Here is a 15,635-nt window from a genome sequence, read left to right on the forward strand (position 1 = left end):
GGTGGGTTACCGGCGGGCCCGCATGGGTACTCCTCCGGCCAACCTAGGAGGACCCCATGACCGATCCCGACACCCGCGTCCGCGGTGGACGTCTCACCATGCCGCGGAGTCGCGGCGCACTGAGCGGGCTGCTCGTGGTCCTGCTCGGCATCTGGGGGGCGCTGGTCCCGTTCCTCGGCCCGAACTTCGACTTCGCCTACAGCCTCGGCGGCGACTGGACGATGGGACGCGGCTGGCTCGAAGTGCTGCCGGGTGTCGTCGCGGTCATCGGCGGACTGCTCCTGCTGACGTCGCGCAACCGCGTGTCCGGGATGCTCGGCGGCTGGCTGGCCGTCGCCGCGGGCGCGTGGTTCGTCGTGGGACGCGCCTTCGCCGGCCCGTTGGGCCTCGGCGACGTGGGCACGCCCGTCGCCGACACCGACACCAAGCGGGTGTGGCTCGAGCTGTCCTACTTCTACGGTCTCGGCGCCGTCATCGTGTTCCTCGGCGCCCTCGCGCTCGGCCGCCTCTCGGTGCGTTCCGTCCGCGACGTGGAGTACGCCAACCGTCCGATCGACCGGCACGTCGGCCCGGGGCAGACCACCGGCACCGGCCCGATCGTCACCGACGGCACCGCCGACACCACGGTGGTCCGCCGCGACGGGCGTCGCGGTGGCCTGCGGAACATGCTGCGCGGACGCGGCCGCCGCGACCGCACCCTCGCCGACCGCTGACCGCTGTTCGCTCGGTCACACGGGGGCCGCGTGGGTGGCAGTCGGCCGGTGCGGCGCGGTAGACATCGACCATGGGATCGACCCACGCCGCCACGGGCGCACTGATCCGCTCCGAACCGCTCACCGACGACGTCAGCAGGCGCAGCGTCGCGGCGCTGCGGGCCGAGGTGCTGGCCGCGGTCGGTGGGCCCGACGACGTCATCCGGAGCATTGCGGCGAGGTCGCCGATGCGGCTGGTGTGCGCGACTCTCGGTGTGCCCCGCAAGGATTGGGCCCGGCTGTCCCGGCTGGTGTGGCAGGACGACGAGCGGTCGACCGAGGCGCTGAGCGCCTACGCCGACGTGATGATCGCCGACCGGTGCTGGCGACCCACCGACGACCTGACGAACGATCTCGTGCTCGCCGACGTCGACGGCGAGGGACTCACCGCCGACGAGCTGCGGGCGATCGTCGTCACCCTCGTGGCGTCCTGACCTACAGGTCGGCCAGCACCCGCTCGAGCACGTCGAGCCCCTCTTCGAGGAGTTCGTCGCTGATCGCCAGCGGCGGCAGGAAGCGCAGCACGTTGCCGTAGGTGCCGCACGACAGCACGATCACGCCCTGGGCGTGGGCGCCGGCGCACAGCGCCTTCGTCAGATCGGCGTCGGGCTCGAGGGTGCCGGGCTTGACCAGTTCGACGGCGATCATGGCGCCGCGGCCACGGACGTCGCCGATGCGGTCGTCGTCGGCCTGCAGCCGGCCGAGGCGGGCCTTCATCAGCGTCTCGACCTGCTGGGCGCGCTCGACCATCCCGTCGGTCTCGATCGTCTCGATCGTGGCCAGGGCCGCCGCGCACGCGAGCGGGTTGCCGCCGTAGGTCCCACCCAGACCGCCGACGTGCGGGGAGTCCATGATTTCGGCGCGGCCGGTGACGGCCGACAGCGGCAGGCCGTCGGCGATGCCCTTGGCGGTGACGATCAGGTCCGGGTCGATGCCCTCGTGCTCGCACGCGAACATCGCGCCCGTGCGCGCGAACCCGGTCTGCACCTCGTCGGCGATGAAGACGACGCCGTTGGCGCGGCACCACTCGAGGAGCGTGGGCAGGAAGCCCTCGGCGGGCACGATGAACCCGCCCTCGCCCTGGATCGGTTCGATGATGATCGCGGCCAGGTTGTCGGCGCCGACCTGCTTGTCGATGACGCTGATCGCGCGCCGGGCCGCCAGCTCGCCGTCGGTGGCCAGCTCCTTGCCGAACTCCGCGTCGCGGAAGGGATAGGACAGGGGAGCGCGGTACACCTCGGGAGCGAACGGCCCGAACCCGTGCTTGTAGGGCATCGACTTGGCGGTCAGGGCCATGGTCAGGTTGGTGCGGCCGTGGTAGGCGTGGTCGAACGCGACGACGGCCTGCTTGCCGGTGTACGCCCGCGCGATCTTCACGGCGTTCTCGACGGCCTCGGAGCCGGAGTTGAACAGGGCCGACCGCTTCTCGCCGGCCACCGGGGTGAGGCGGTTGAGGTGCTCGCACACGGCGACGTACTCCTCGTACGGCGTCACCATGAAGCAGGTGTGGGTGAAGTCGGCGGCCTGGGCGGCCACGGCCGCGGCGACGCGCGGCGACGCGTTGCCGATGGTCGTGACGGCGATGCCGGAACCGAGGTCGATCAGGCGGTTGCCGTCGACGTCCTCGACGATGCCGCCGCCGGCGCGGGCCGCGTACACCGCCATGGTGCTGCCGATGCCGCGGGCCACCGCGGTGCCCCGGCGCTCGATGAGGGCGGCCGACTGCGGCCCGGGGATGGCGGTGGCCAGGTAGCGGCTCTGGTCGAGGGTGCTCACGTCTGACTCCAGTTCTCGGCGCAAGGGTGTCGTCTCGGTCGAGCCTAGTCCCCGCACCGGCTCGCTCCACCGGAACCGTCGGTACGCGACCCGACGATCGACGAGATGGACCGCGATCGTCGATTTCGGCTGCGGTTTCCGTGGGCGCCGGGTGCCGGAGCGACGGGCGGTCCGCGGCGACGTGCGGTGATGGCACACTAGGGGCTGACGAGGCGCCTCCGTGACCCCCGTGACACATCCGTCCGGACGCCGCCAACCGATGCGCAACCGACACGAAAGATTCTCGAGATGGACCTGGTCGTCTTCCTTCCCCTGCTCATCATCCTCGGCGCGTTCATGTTCTTCGCGTCGCGCAAACAGAAGAAGGCCATGCAGGCCACCATCGACCTGCACGAGTCGCTGACCGTGGGCGACCGCGTGCACACCACGTCCGGCCTCGAGGCCACCATCACCGGCGTGAACGCCGACAGCGTGGACCTGGAGATCGCCCCCGGTGTCGTCACCACGTGGATGAAGCTGGCCGTGCGCGACCGCATCGAGGCCGACGACGAGTACGACGAGGAATACGAGGACGACGAGACCGCCGTCGAGGACTACGAGGTCGGCTTCAACAGTGCCGGTGCGTCGTCGTCCGCCGTCGAGCCCCTTCCCGGCGAGAAGAACAACCCCGACCAGGTCAAGTAGGACTGACAGCGGGGTACTCAGTTCGACCCCGTACCCTTTGCGGTTGCTTGACGTACAGACCTGAGGAGATACGAGGAACGTGGCATCGTCTTCCGCGCCGGTGCACCCGTACCGCTACCTGACGCTCTTCCTGGTTCTGCTGATCGGTGCCTACCTGTTGGTCTTCCTCACCGGAGACAAGCAGGCCGAGCCCAAGCTCGGCATCGATCTGCAGGGCGGGACCCGTGTGACCCTGACCGCGCGCACGCCCGACGGCTCGCGCCCCACCCGGGAAGCCCTGGACCAGGCGCAGCAGATCATCAGTGATCGCGTCAACGGTCTCGGCGTCTCCGGGTCGGAGGTGGTGATCGACGGCGACAACCTCGTCATCACCGTCCCCGGCAACGACAGCAGCGAGGCGCGCAACCTGGGCCAGACCGCGCGTCTCTACGTGCGACCGGTGATCCACTCGATCCCGGCCGAGGGACAGGGCCCGCCGCCCGGCCAGGCGCCTGCCGGCGGTGCGCCCGGACTGCCGGGTCTGCCCGGCGCGCCCGGTCTGCCCGGTGGACCCGGCGGCATGCCGCCGCTGATCTCGCCCGCCGAGCCGCAGGCGCCGATCGTCTCGCCGAACCCGGGTCAGCCCGCCGGCCAGCCGCCGGCCTCGCCCGCACCGCAGCCGCGGCCCTACCCGGAGGAACCGGCACCCTCGCCGACCCCGGCGCCGTCCCCGTCGGCCCCGGCACCCACGCCCGCGTCGCCCGCCCCCGGTGCGCCGGGCGCGCCGGGCGCACCGCCGGCCAACGGTGATCCGCGTGCGCAGCTCGCGCAGCGCATCACCGACGAGAAGGCCCTGCGTCAGAGCGCCGATCAGCAGATCCAGCTGCTGGCCCTGCAGTTCCAGGCCACCCGCTGCGACGACGAGGACGTGCTGGCCGGCAACGACGACCCGAACCTGCCGCTGGTGACCTGCTCGCAGGACCACAAGACGGTCTACCTGCTGGACAAGTCGATCATCAACGGCGAGCAGATCGAGACCGCGTCGTCGGGGCTGGATTCGCAGCGCGGCGAGTACGTCGTCGACGTCCAGTTCAAGGGCGACGCCGCCACCATCTGGGCGGACTTCACCGCGGCCAACGTGGGTACGCAGACGGCCTTCACGCTGGACTCGCAGGTGGTCAGCGCCCCGCAGATCAACGAGCCCATCCCCGGTGGCCGCACGCAGATCACCGGATCCTTCACCAACGACTCGGCGCGCGAACTGGCCAACGTGCTGAAGTACGGCTCGCTGCCGCTGTCGTTCGAGTCGTCGGAGGCCGAAACGGTCTCGGCGACACTGGGTCTGACGTCGCTGCGGGCCGGTCTGATCGCCGGCGCGATCGGCCTCGGGCTGGTGCTGGCGTACGCGCTGGTCTACTACCGCGTGCTGGGCCTGCTCACCGCGCTGTCGCTGATCGCCTCGGGCGCCATGGTGTTCGCGATCCTGGTGCTGCTAGGCCGCTACATCAACTACACGCTCGACCTGGCGGGCATCGCGGGTCTGATCATCGGCATCGGTACCACCGCCGACTCGTTCGTCGTGTTCTTCGAACGCATCAAGGACGAGATCCGCGAGGGCAGATCCTTCCGCTCGGCGGTGCCACGCGGCTGGGCACGCGCCCGCAAGACCATCCTGTCGGGCAACGCGGTCAGCTTCATCGCCGCCGCGGTGCTCTACGTGCTGGCCGTCGGCCAGGTCAAGGGCTTCGCGTTCACGCTGGGGCTCACCACCATCCTCGACGTCGTCGTGGTGTTCCTCGTGACGTGGCCGCTGGTGTACCTGGCGTCCAAGTCCACACAGCTGTCCAAGCCCGGACTGAACGGCCTCGGCGCCGTTCAGCAGATCGCCAGAGAGCGACGGGCTGCGGCGGCCTCAGCGGGAACGAGGTAGCGACATGTCGAAACACGAATCGACCGGCGACGAGACCGCCGGTGACGACGTCGAGGTGACGTCGACCGGCGCCGAACTCGGCACGGCCACCGCGGGTGCGCCGCAGCACGGCTTCTTCATCCGGCTGTACACGGGTACCGGCGCGTTCGACGTCGTCGGCAAGCGCAAGCTGTGGTTCGCGATCAGCGGTGGGATCGTGCTGATCTGCCTGGTCAGCATGCTGCTGCGCGGCTTCACCTTCGGCATCGACTTCGAGGGCGGCACCAAGGTGTCGATGCCCGCGCAGGGCGCCCAGGGGCAGATCACCACCCAGCAGGTCGAGGACGTCTACGACCGGGCCCTCGGTCAGGCGCCCGACACCGTCGTCATCGTCGGCAGCGGCGACTCGGCGACGGTGCAGATCCGCTCGGAGGCGCTCGACAACGACCAGACCGAGACGCTGCGCTCCGCGCTGTTCGACGAGTTCCAGCCCAAGGGCGGGGACGGCCAGCCCAGCCGGGCGTCGATCTCCGACTCGGCGGTGTCGGAGACCTGGGGCGGGCAGATCACCCAGAAGGCGCTCATCGCGCTGGTGGTCTTCCTCGTGCTCGTCACGATCTACATCACCCTGCGGTACGAGCGCTACATGGCGCTCGCGTCGCTGGCCGCGCTGGTCTTCGACCTCATCGTCACCGCGGGGGTCTACTCGATCGTCGGCTTCGAGGTGACACCGGCCACGGTGATCGGCCTGCTGACGATCCTCGGTTTCTCCCTCTACGACACCGTCATCGTGTTCGACAAGGTCGAGGAGAACACCAACGGGTTCGAGCACACGACCCGCCGGACGTTCGCGGAGCAGGCCAACCTCGCGATCAACCAGACGTTCATGAGATCGATCAACACCAGCCTCATCTCGGTGCTGCCGATCCTCGCGCTGATCGTGGTCGCGGTGTGGCTGCTGGGCGTCGGGACGCTGCAGGACCTCGCCCTGGTCCAGCTGGTGGGCGTCATCATCGGCACCTACTCGTCGATCTACTTCGCGACGCCGCTGCTGGTGACGATGCGTGAGCGGACCGAACTGGTGCGCAACCACACCCGACGCGTCATGAACCGGCGCCAGGGCAAGGCCGCGAAGACCGTGACCGCCGACGAGTCGTCGACGGGATCCGAGCCCGCGACCGTGGCGGCCGGGCCGGCGATCATCGCACCGGACAAGCCCGCGCCGGGGGCCAGGCCGTCGCGCCCGACGGGCCGCCCGTCCGGCAAGCGGAGCCCCAGGCGGTAGTAGTCATGACTGCCCGGTCCCGGCGAGCCGCGATCCTGGCGGCCACGCTGTCGCTCGTCGCTGCGCTGACGGCGTCGTGTTCGGGCGGTACCGCCGACACGATCGACTACGCCGTCGACGGCGCGCTGCTCACCTACAACACGAACACCGTCACCGGTGCCGCGTCGGGTGGTCCGCAGGCGTTCTCGCGCGTGCTCACCGGGTTCAACTACCACGGTCCGGACGGCCAGATCGTCGGCGACCGGGACTTCGGGTCGATCGCCGTGGTGGGGCGCAACCCGCAGGTGCTCGACTACGAGATCAATGACGCCGCGGTGTACTCCGACGGCAAGCCGATCACGTGCGACGACATGGTCCTGGCCTGGGCCGCGCAGTCCGGCCGCTTCCCGGCGTTCGACGCGGCGAACCGGGCGGGCTACTCGGACATCGCGAACATCGACTGCGCACCGGGCCAGAAGAAGGCCCGCGTGACGTTCGCCCAGGACCGCGCGTTCGTGGACTTCGGCCAGCTGTTCGCGGCGACGTCGATGATGCCGGCGCACGTCCTCGCCGACGAACTCGGACTCGGGGACGGTGGCATCGTCGCGGCGGTCCAGGGCGGCGACGCGCCCACCATCGACCGCATCGCGCGGGGATGGAACGAGACGTGGACCCTGACGCCGGACGTCGACCTCGCCAAGTTCCCCTCGTCGGGCCCCTACGCGCTCGAGTCGGTGACCGAGGACGGCGCGGTCGTGCTGGTCGCCAACGACAAGTGGTGGGGCGCCAAGCCGCTCACCCCGCGGATCACCGTCTGGCCCCGCGGCGCCGACATCCAGGACCGGGTCAACGAGAGCTTCTACGACGTCGTCGACGTGGCGGCGGGATCATCGGGCACCCTGACGCTGCCCGACGAGTTCCGGCGGACCGACACCCCGTCCGCCGGCATCGAACAGGTGATCTTCGGCGCCCGGGGACCGCTGGCCGACCCGGCCGCCCGGCGGGCGCTCGCGCTGTGCACGCCGCGGGACGTCATCGCCCGCAACGCCGAGGTGCCGATCGCGAACAGCCGGCTCAACCCGGCGGCCGAGGACTCCATCACCGCCGCGGAGAGCGGGGGAGGCGCGGAGCAGTTCGTCGTCGCCGACCCGGCGGCCGCCCGGGCCGCGCTCGGCAACCGGCCGCTCACCGTGCGGATGGGGTACCAGAGCCCCAACGCCCGGCTCGCCGCGATCGTCGGCACCATCGCGCGGGCGTGTGCGCCCGCCGGTCTGGTGGTCGAGGACGCGGCGGGTGACGCCGTGGGCCCGCAGACGCTGCGGGACGGCCAGATCGACGCGCTGCTCGCCAGCACGGGTGGTGCCGCGGGCAGCGGATCGACCGGATCGTCGGCGATGGACGCCTACGACCTGCACACCGGCAACGGCAACAACCTGTCCGGATACTCCAACGAGCAGATCGACGGCATCATCGGCGCGCTCGCGGTGACGGCCGATCCGAAGGAGTCCGCGCGCCTGCTGGGCGACGGCAGCCGGGTGCTGTGGGACGGCATGCCGACCCTTCCGCTGTACCGGCAGCAGCGCATGCTCCTGGTATCCACCAAGATGGACGCCGTGAGCAGTAATCCGACCCGTTGGGGTGCAGGCTGGAACATGGACCGTTGGGTCCTCGAGACGTGACCGACGAGCGCAACGACACCGAGGTGGCGCGCATCATCGCTCAGCTGACCCGGGAGGTCCCCGACTTCCCGGAGCCGGGCATCCAGTTCAAGGACCTCACCCCGGTGCTGGCCGACGCCGGCGGGCTGGCCGCGGTCACCGAGGCGCTGGCCGCGGTCGCCGACGGCTCGGACCTCGTCGCCGGCATCGACGCGCGCGGGTTCCTGCTCGGCGCCGCGGTGGCCACCCGGCTGCGCACGGGCGTGCTGGCCGTACGCAAGGGCGGCAAGCTGCCGCCGCCGGTGTTCAGCGAGTCCTACAGCCTCGAATACGGCACGGCCGTGCTGGAGATCCCGTCCGATGGAATCGATCTGACCGGGAAACGCGTTCTCATCATCGACGACGTGCTCGCAACGGGCGGCACCGTCGCCGCGGCGGCCCAGTTGCTCGAGCGTGCCGGTGCGATCGTCACGGGCGCGGCCGTCGTGCTCGAACTGACCGCGCTGGGTGGACGCGACCGCGTCCGGCCGGTGTCGGTCAGCAGCCTGTATTTGGTGTGATGAGCGCTCGCGCGAAGAACATCGGGTCCTGAGGGATATCCTCGACCATGCGCGCGTCGTGGGCAGGAGGTGGTGGCGGTGACCAGTGAGGACACGCGGGCCGACGCCCTGACCCAGACCCAGCCGATGCCGGTGATCCCGGCCGACGCGGTGTCCGACGCCGAGGCGCCCAAGGCGACGTCGAGTGCGTCGCGGCGGGTGCGGGCGCGGCTCGCGCGCCGCATGACCGCGCAGCGCAGTCCGGTCAACGCGGTGCTCGAACCGCTGGTGGCGGTGCACAAGGAGTTCTATCCGAAGGCGAACCTGGCGCTGCTGCAGCGGGCCTACGACGTCGCCGAGCAGCGGCACGCCGATCAGCTGCGCCGCTCCGGCGATCCGTACATCACCCATCCGCTGGCGGTGGCGAACATCCTGGCCGAGCTGGGCATGGACACCACCACGCTGATCGCGGCGCTGCTGCACGACACCGTCGAGGACACCGGGTACACGCTCGAGGCGCTGACCACCGAGTTCGGCACGGAGGTCGGCCACCTCGTCGACGGCGTCACCAAGCTCGACAAGGTGGCGCTGGGTTCGGCCGCCGAGGGCGAGACCATCCGCAAGATGATCATCGCGATGGCCCGCGACCCGCGCGTGCTGGTGATCAAGGTCGCCGACCGGCTGCACAACATGCGCACGATGCGGTTCCTGCCGCCGGAGAAGCAGGCCCGCAAGGCGCGCGAGACCCTCGAGGTGATCGCCCCGCTGGCCCACCGCCTCGGCATGGCCACCGTGAAGTGGGAACTCGAGGACCTCTCGTTCGCGATCCTGCACCCCAAGAAGTACGAGGAGATCGTCCGCCTGGTGGCCGACCGGGCGCCGTCGCGCGACACGTATCTGGCGAAGGTGCGGGCCCAGATCACCGCCTCGCTGAACGCCTCGAAGATCAGCGCGGTCGTGGAGGGCCGGCCCAAGCACTACTGGTCGATCTACCAGAAGATGATCGTGAAGGGCCGCGACTTCGACGACATCCACGACCTGGTGGGCATGCGGATCCTGTGCGACGAGATCCGGGACTGCTACGCCGCCGTCGGCGTCGTGCACTCGCTGTGGCAGCCGATGGGCGGTCGCTTCAAGGACTACATCGCGCAGCCCCGCTACGGCGTCTACCAGTCGCTGCACACCACGGTGGTCGGCCCGGAGGGCAAGCCGCTGGAGGTGCAGATCCGCACCGAGGACATGCACAAGACCGCGGAGTTCGGCATCGCCGCGCACTGGCGGTACAAGGAGTCCAAGGGCCGCAACGGATTGCCCGCCACCCACGCCGCGAACGAGATCGACGACATGGCGTGGATGCGCCAGCTGCTCGACTGGCAGCGGGAGGCCGCGGACCCGGGGGAGTTCCTCGAGTCGCTGCGCTACGACCTCGCGGTGCAGGAGATCTTCGTGTTCACCCCCAAGGGCGACGTCATCACGCTGCCCACCGGGTCCACGCCGGTCGACTTCGCCTACGCCGTGCACACCGAGGTCGGACACCGCTGCATCGGCGCCCGCGTCAACGGCAGGCTGGTGGCGCTCGAGCGCAAGCTGGAGAACGGCGAGGCGGTCGAGGTGTTCACCTCGAAGGCACCCACCGCGGGGCCGTCGCGGGACTGGCAGACGTTCGTCGTCTCGCCGCGCGCCAAGGCCAAGATCCGGCAGTGGTTCGCCAAGGAGCGCCGCGAGGAGGCCCTCGAGTCAGGCAAGGACTCGATCGCCCGCGAGGTGCGCCGCGGCGGACTTCCGTTGCAGCGCTTGATGAGTGCGGACTCGATGGGTGCACTCGCCCGGGAGTTGCGCTATCTCGACGTCTCGGCGCTGTACACGGCGGTGGGCGAGGGACACGTCTCCGCGCGCCACGTCGTGCAGCGCCTGCTGGCCCAGCTGGGCGGTGACGACGAGGCGGAGAACGAGATCGCCGAACGGTCGACGCCCGCGACGATGCCGGTGCGCCAACGCACCAGCGACGACGTCGGGGTGTCGGTTCCCGGCGCGCCGGGCGTGCTGTGCAAGCTCGCCAAGTGCTGCACGCCGGTGCCGGGCGACAACATCATGGGCTTCGTCACCCGCGGCGGCGGGGTCAGCGTGCACCGCACCGACTGCACCAACGCCGAGTCGCTGCAGCAGCAGTCGGAACGGATCATCGAGGTCAAGTGGGCGCCGTCGCCCTCGTCGGTGTTCCTGGTCGCCATCCAGGTGGAGGCGCTCGACCGGCACCGGCTGCTGTCCGACGTCACGCGGGTGCTGGCCGACGAGAAGGTCAACATCCTGTCGGCGTCGGTGACCACGTCCAACGACCGCGTGGCGATCAGCCGGTTCACCTTCGAGATGGGCGATCCCAAGCACCTCGGGCACGTGCTGAACGTGGTGCGCAACGTCGAGGGCGTCTACGACGTCTACCGGGTGACGTCGGCGGCGTAGCCGCTCCGGCGTTCGCCAGCCGGTCACAGCGGTGACGATTGTGTGACCCGTTCCATGCGTGCGCCCTAGCAATACGTCGGAAAACATTGGTTTGCAACGTTTCTCGCGATGCCTTCCGGCCCGCCCGCCGTCGGGCGAGAACCGGCGTCTGCGGGCCGCCTTTGCTAGCATTGATCAACCTCACCGTCGAGGTCCGTCGTGGCCTCCGGTGCGCGGCACGCACAGTGCCTCCCGTGGACGCCCGGCGCCCGTCTGCGCCATCCAATACGTGGAAGCGGTCTCTCCTATGTCCCGTCGTCATGCCCGTCGTCGCTCGCCGACGGCCCACCGTCCCGCCGCCGTGGGCGGTGAGCGGCGATGATCACCAAGGAAGACGCCATCGGGACCGAGGCCCGGCTGTCGTGGGTGCTCGCGGCGGTCGCCGGAATGATCGGCGCGGCGGCGTTCCTCGACTCCGACGGCTACTTCGTCACGTTCATGACGGGCAACACCGAACGTGCGGTGCTGCAGGGCTTCGAGACCACCGCCGAACGCGGCGTGATCGGTCCGTCGGCGATCAACGCCGGACTCCTCATCGTCGCGTTCGTCAGCGGCGTGGTGGCCGCCATGTACCTACGGCGCCGGTTCTGGTCGAACCATCCGCACGGCACCACGGTGCTGACCACCGTCGGGCTCTTCGCCGCGGGCCTGACGGACTTGACGCTCAACGGATTTCAGCAGAACGACGTCACCTACGTGCCGATCGTGATCGTCGCGTTCTCCGTCGGTGCGCTCAACGCCGCGTTCGTGAAGAACGGTGAGGTGTCGATACCGCTGAGCTACGTCACCGGCACCCTGGTCAAGCTCGGGCAGGGGATCGAGCGGCACGCCCGTGGCGGCGGCACGATGTACGACTGGCTGGGGTACTCACTGCTCTATCTGGGCTTCATCACCGGCGCGGTGCTCGGCGGCATCGTGGCCACCATCATCGACGGCGGCTACGTGCTCTTCGGGGCCGGCGGTCTGTGCCCTCGCCACCGCCGTCACGTTCTTCCACACCGATCGTCAGACCGTCCTGGGCTGAGACGCCGCGCGGCGGGTGCTGAGCGCACCGATCCCCGCGGCCGCGAGGCACGCCAGCGCGACCGCGCCCGCGAACCAGGGGAACACCTCCGACAGCGGCCACCGCGTGGCCGCCCAGCCGGCGACGATCGTCGGGACGGCCATCGCCGTGTAGGCCAGCAGGTAGTACGCCGACATCGTCTCGCCGCGTCGGTCGGCGGGCACGACGTGGGACAGGTGGCGCAGCGATCCGCCGAAGCCGAGGCCGAACGTCGCGCCGAGCAGCGCGGCGGCGCCGAGGACCAGCCACCAGTGATGGGTCGCGAGCGCGGGGATGGTGAGCATCAGGGCGACGGCCATGCCGACGTCGCCGATGATCGCCGACCGGTGGGCCGGCACGCGCGTCGCGAGCAGTTGGGCCATGGCCGCCGAGAACGCCGTCGTGCCGACCACGGCGCCGCCGAACACCAGGTTGTGCACGCCGGTCTGCTGCGAGGCCAGCGACGGGTACAGCGACAGCAGCACGCCGAGTACCGACCAGGAGGCGATCACGCCGAGCGCCGAGAACCAGAAGTCGCCCCGGATCTCGCGCGGCACCGCGGGTTTCGCGATGCGGATCGGGCCCTTGGCGCGGTCGAGGTGCGGCTCGCGCAGCGCGACGATGCCGATGCCGACGACGGCGCAGACGACCGCCACCACCGCGTACGGGGTGCGCATCGGGTGGGGCACGTACTGGGCGAGCAGCGACGAGCCGAGGATGGCGACCGTCATGCCGACGTTGAAGCTGACGCCGCTGAGCTGGCCGGACCGGACGCCGTGGTCGGGCCGCAGGTCCAGCAGCGCCGCGGCGCCGGCGACGACGATGGATCCGACAGCTGCACCGTGGATGGCGCGGGCGACGATCAGCAGCGCCATGTTGTCCGCGATCAGGAACACGCCGAGGCCCACGATCATCGCGGCGAGCGCACCGAGCAGGACGGGCTTGCGGCCGACGACGTCGGAGATGCGTCCCGACACCAGGACCGCGCCGAGTGCGGCGACGGCGTAGACGGCGAACACGATCGTGGTGGCCAGCGGGGAGAGGTGCCAGACCTCCTCGTACATCCGGTACAGCGGCGCGGGCAGGCCGGAGACGCCGAGGGCGACACCGGACAGCACCAGCAGCAGCGAGTACGCCCAGCGCTGGGTGTCGACGGGAGTCGTGTCGGCTGCGACCACGGTCACCGGGTGCCTCCTGCGTAGGGTTTGACGGACGTCGAACTCGATCGACGGTACGCTGGGGTTTGATGATCATCAAACCAGTTGTGACGGAGGGCACGATGTCGACCGACCCGGCGCCCGTGGCCGGCGTCCAGCACGTGCTCGCCGCCCTGGCCGACCCCGTCCGCCTCGAGATGGTCCGCAGGCTGAGCAACGCCGGCCGGCCCACGCAGTGCGCGCTGCTCTACGACGGCATCAACAAGTCGACGGCCACGCACCACTTCAAGGCGCTGCGTGAGGCGGGTCTGATCGAGCGGCTGGTGCTCGACGGTCAGATCCATCAGCGGCTGCGCCACGACGAGGTCGAGGCGGCCGTCCCGGGTCTGCTCGGATCGGTGGTCGCCCGCGCCAACGAGGAGGCGTCCGACCGGGTGGTGTCGAGCCGCTAGGGGTCGAGTCGGATGGCGTCGATCGTGACCGGCTCGCGTGGCGGGCCGTCGTCGGAGCCGTCCGCCACGCCCGCGGCGGCGACGTCGTCCACCCGCTGCAGCCCGACGTCGTCGATCGTGCCGAACACGGTGTAGGCCGGCGGCAGGTTGGAATCGGCGAACACCAGGTAGAACTGGCTGCCGTTGGTGCCCGGTCCGGCGTTGGCCATCGCGAGCGTTCCGCGTGGGTAGACGACCGGCCTGGTGAGCGCCGGGTCCGTCATCCGGTACTGGTTGGTCGGGTACTCGTTGGGGAACCGGTAGCCCGGTCCGCCGGTGCCGGTGCCCGTCGGGTCGCCGCACTGCAGGACGCCGAGGTGCGGGGCGGTGCTCAACCGGTGGCATCGGGTGCCGTCGAAGAAGCCCTGCTGCGCCAGGCTGACGAAGTTGTTGACCGTGCACGGTGCCTGGGCGTTGTCGAGCAGCAGACCGATCGGGCCGTTGGAGGTGTCGACGGTCGCCGACACGGTGGGCGGCGTGGTGGGCACCCGGCCGGTGCGCGGGGGAGCGACCGGCCTGCTCGCCGGCTCGGTGGTCGCCGGGTATTGGCAGTTCGAACCGAGGGTGGCCGGGGGAGCGAACGTCGGCAGGTCCGCAGCGGGCACCGGATCCGTGGCCGGGAAGCCCGGGCTGCCCGGCCGCCAGTCGTCGACGGCGCGGATCGCGAGGCTCGCGACGACCAGCGTCGCGACGAGGATCAACGCACCGACGACCGTGAGCACGTAGCCGATCACCAGACCGGCCACCGCCAGCCCGTGGCCTTGCTCGCCGGTTCGCCTGATCTGCGACAGCGAGAGGTGCCCGAACAGGATGCCGAGCGGAGCGAACAGGACCGCGCAGACCAGCGCCGCGATCGCCAACCCGTTGGTGCCCCGCGGGGGCGGCGCGTAGCCGTACCCGTGCTCGTACCCGTTGCGGTACGGCGGGACGGTCACCTCGGCGACCCGGGCTCGTGGCGTGTCAGTCGAGCGCGATCAGCTTGATCTGGACCGGCTTGGCGGGTGGGCCGTCGCCGCCGCCACCCTCGACGCCGGCGGCCGCGATCTTGTCGAGCGTGGCCAGCCCGGTCTGGTCGATGGTGCCGAAGGCGGTGTAGTTCGGCGGCAGCTGCGAATCCTGGTAGACGAGGAAGAACTGGCTGCCGTTGGTGCCGGGTCCGGCATTGGCCATCGCCAGCGTGCCGCGGGGATAGATGACCGGCGACTGCAGCGCCGGGTCGTCCGGGCGGTACTGGTTGGCCGGGTACTCGTCCGCGAATGCATAACCGGGGCCGCCGGTGCCCTTGCCGGTCGGGTCGCCGCACTGCAGCACGGCCAGGCCGCCGGTGGTCAGGCGGTGGCACGGGGTGTCGTTGAAGTAGTCCTGCTGCGCGAGGCTGGCGAAGCTGTTGACGGTGCAGGGCGCCTTGGCGTTGTCCAGCTGCAGGCCGATGTTGCCCTCGCTGGTGCCCATGCTCGCGCTCACCTCGGCGGGATCGGTCGGCACCTTGCCGGTACGGGGCGGGTTGACCTTCTTGCTGGCGGGCCCCGCGGCCGGGTACTGGCAGTCGGCACCCAGATCGGCGGGCGGGGCGAACGCGGGCAGTGCGGAACCCGCGGCGCTCGGCTGCGTGGGGGCCGCCGACGTCGACTCGGCGGTGGTGGTCGACGCCGAGGCCGTGGTGCTGCCGGAGTCGCGGTTGGTGACGACCAGGGCGACCACGACGCCGATGACGACGACCGCAGCGAGTGCGGAACCGCCGATCGTGACCAGGCGCCGCCGCTTGGCCTGGGTCTCCCGGCGTTCCATCTGACGTTCGAGCTTGCGTTTGGCCGCCGCTCTGCGCTGTTCGTTGGTCGGCACCGCCGCTGTCCTCCTGGTGATCGACTGGGTCACCGGGCCGGCG

General features: G+C 70.5%; 13 protein-coding genes and 1 pseudogene. 10 read left to right on the forward strand and 4 right to left on the reverse strand.

Translation table 11 applies throughout. The features are described from left to right. Positions 1-56 precede the first annotated feature (56 nt). Positions 57-713, forward strand: a complete 657-nt coding sequence (locus AC1MEY_RS07135) for a hypothetical protein (protein WP_480229987.1) — start codon at positions 57-59, stop codon at positions 711-713. A 71-nt stretch (positions 714-784) separates the two neighbouring features. Continuing rightward, positions 785-1,186, forward strand: coding sequence for a hypothetical protein (locus AC1MEY_RS07140; RefSeq protein WP_480229988.1), 402 nt, complete (start codon positions 785-787; stop codon positions 1,184-1,186). 1 nt (position 1,187) lies between these two features. On the opposite strand, the gene gabT is transcribed toward AC1MEY_RS07140, so the two are convergent. Beyond that, a complete protein-coding gene (gabT, locus tag AC1MEY_RS07145; protein WP_480229989.1) occupies positions 1,188-2,528 on the reverse strand; it encodes a 4-aminobutyrate--2-oxoglutarate transaminase in 1,341 nt (446 codons plus the stop codon). 288 nt (positions 2,529-2,816) lie between these two features. Between gabT and yajC the strand changes: the two genes are divergently transcribed. The 7 genes and pseudogenes from yajC (at position 2,817) to AC1MEY_RS07180 (ending at position 12,084) form a co-directional block, all read left to right on the forward strand. Next, complete coding sequence (gene yajC, locus AC1MEY_RS07150; RefSeq protein ID WP_480229990.1) at positions 2,817-3,212, forward strand: preprotein translocase subunit YajC; 396 nt, start codon at positions 2,817-2,819, stop codon at positions 3,210-3,212. Positions 3,213-3,291: 79 nt separating this feature from the next. Next, a complete protein-coding gene (gene secD / locus AC1MEY_RS07155) occupies positions 3,292-5,121 on the forward strand; it encodes a protein translocase subunit SecD (protein WP_480229991.1) in 1,830 nt (609 codons plus the stop codon). Positions 5,122-5,125: 4 nt separating this feature from the next. Continuing rightward, positions 5,126-6,385, forward strand: a complete 1,260-nt coding sequence (gene secF / locus AC1MEY_RS07160) for a protein translocase subunit SecF (RefSeq protein WP_480229992.1) — start codon at positions 5,126-5,128, stop codon at positions 6,383-6,385. A 5-nt stretch (positions 6,386-6,390) separates the two neighbouring features. Continuing rightward, complete coding sequence (locus tag AC1MEY_RS07165; protein WP_480229993.1) at positions 6,391-8,043, forward strand: ABC transporter substrate-binding protein; 1,653 nt, start codon at positions 6,391-6,393, stop codon at positions 8,041-8,043. A 23-nt stretch (positions 8,044-8,066) separates the two neighbouring features. Next, positions 8,067-8,582, forward strand: coding sequence for an adenine phosphoribosyltransferase (locus tag AC1MEY_RS07170; protein WP_480231346.1), 516 nt, complete (start codon positions 8,067-8,069; stop codon positions 8,580-8,582). A gap of 126 nt (positions 8,583-8,708) precedes the next feature. Then, entirely contained in the window at positions 8,709-11,021 is a 2,313-nt protein-coding gene (locus AC1MEY_RS07175) for a RelA/SpoT family protein (protein ID WP_480231347.1), read from the forward strand. Between the two features lie 357 nt (positions 11,022-11,378). Continuing rightward, positions 11,379-12,084, forward strand: a pseudogene (locus tag AC1MEY_RS07180) (YoaK family protein). On the opposite strand, the gene AC1MEY_RS07185 reads toward AC1MEY_RS07180, so the two are convergent. Beyond that, positions 12,066-13,280: an MFS transporter gene (locus tag AC1MEY_RS07185; RefSeq protein WP_480231348.1), complete on the reverse strand. Its 1,215-nt coding sequence runs from the start codon at positions 13,278-13,280 to the stop codon at positions 12,066-12,068. The pseudogene AC1MEY_RS07180 and the gene AC1MEY_RS07185 sit on opposite strands and share 19 nt — an antisense overlap. Positions 13,281-13,381: 101 nt before the next feature. Here AC1MEY_RS07185 and AC1MEY_RS07190 point away from each other — a divergent pair, with 101 nt between their 5' ends. Beyond that, entirely contained in the window at positions 13,382-13,711 is a 330-nt protein-coding gene (locus AC1MEY_RS07190) for an ArsR/SmtB family transcription factor (RefSeq protein WP_480229994.1), read from the forward strand. Here the strand turns inward: AC1MEY_RS07190 and AC1MEY_RS07195 are convergent. Further along, positions 13,708-14,685, reverse strand: coding sequence for a peptidylprolyl isomerase (locus AC1MEY_RS07195; RefSeq protein WP_480229995.1), 978 nt, complete (start codon positions 14,683-14,685; stop codon positions 13,708-13,710). The genes AC1MEY_RS07190 and AC1MEY_RS07195 overlap by 4 nt on opposite strands. Before the next feature lie 25 nt (positions 14,686-14,710). Continuing rightward, the gene (locus tag AC1MEY_RS07200) at positions 14,711-15,592 is read right to left on the reverse strand and encodes a peptidylprolyl isomerase (RefSeq protein ID WP_480229996.1); all 882 of its coding nucleotides are present in this window, start codon (positions 15,590-15,592) and stop codon (positions 14,711-14,713) included. Positions 15,593-15,635 lie beyond the last annotated feature (43 nt).

The sequence above is a fragment of the Mycobacterium sp. PTI7 genome, from assembly GCF_056679845.1.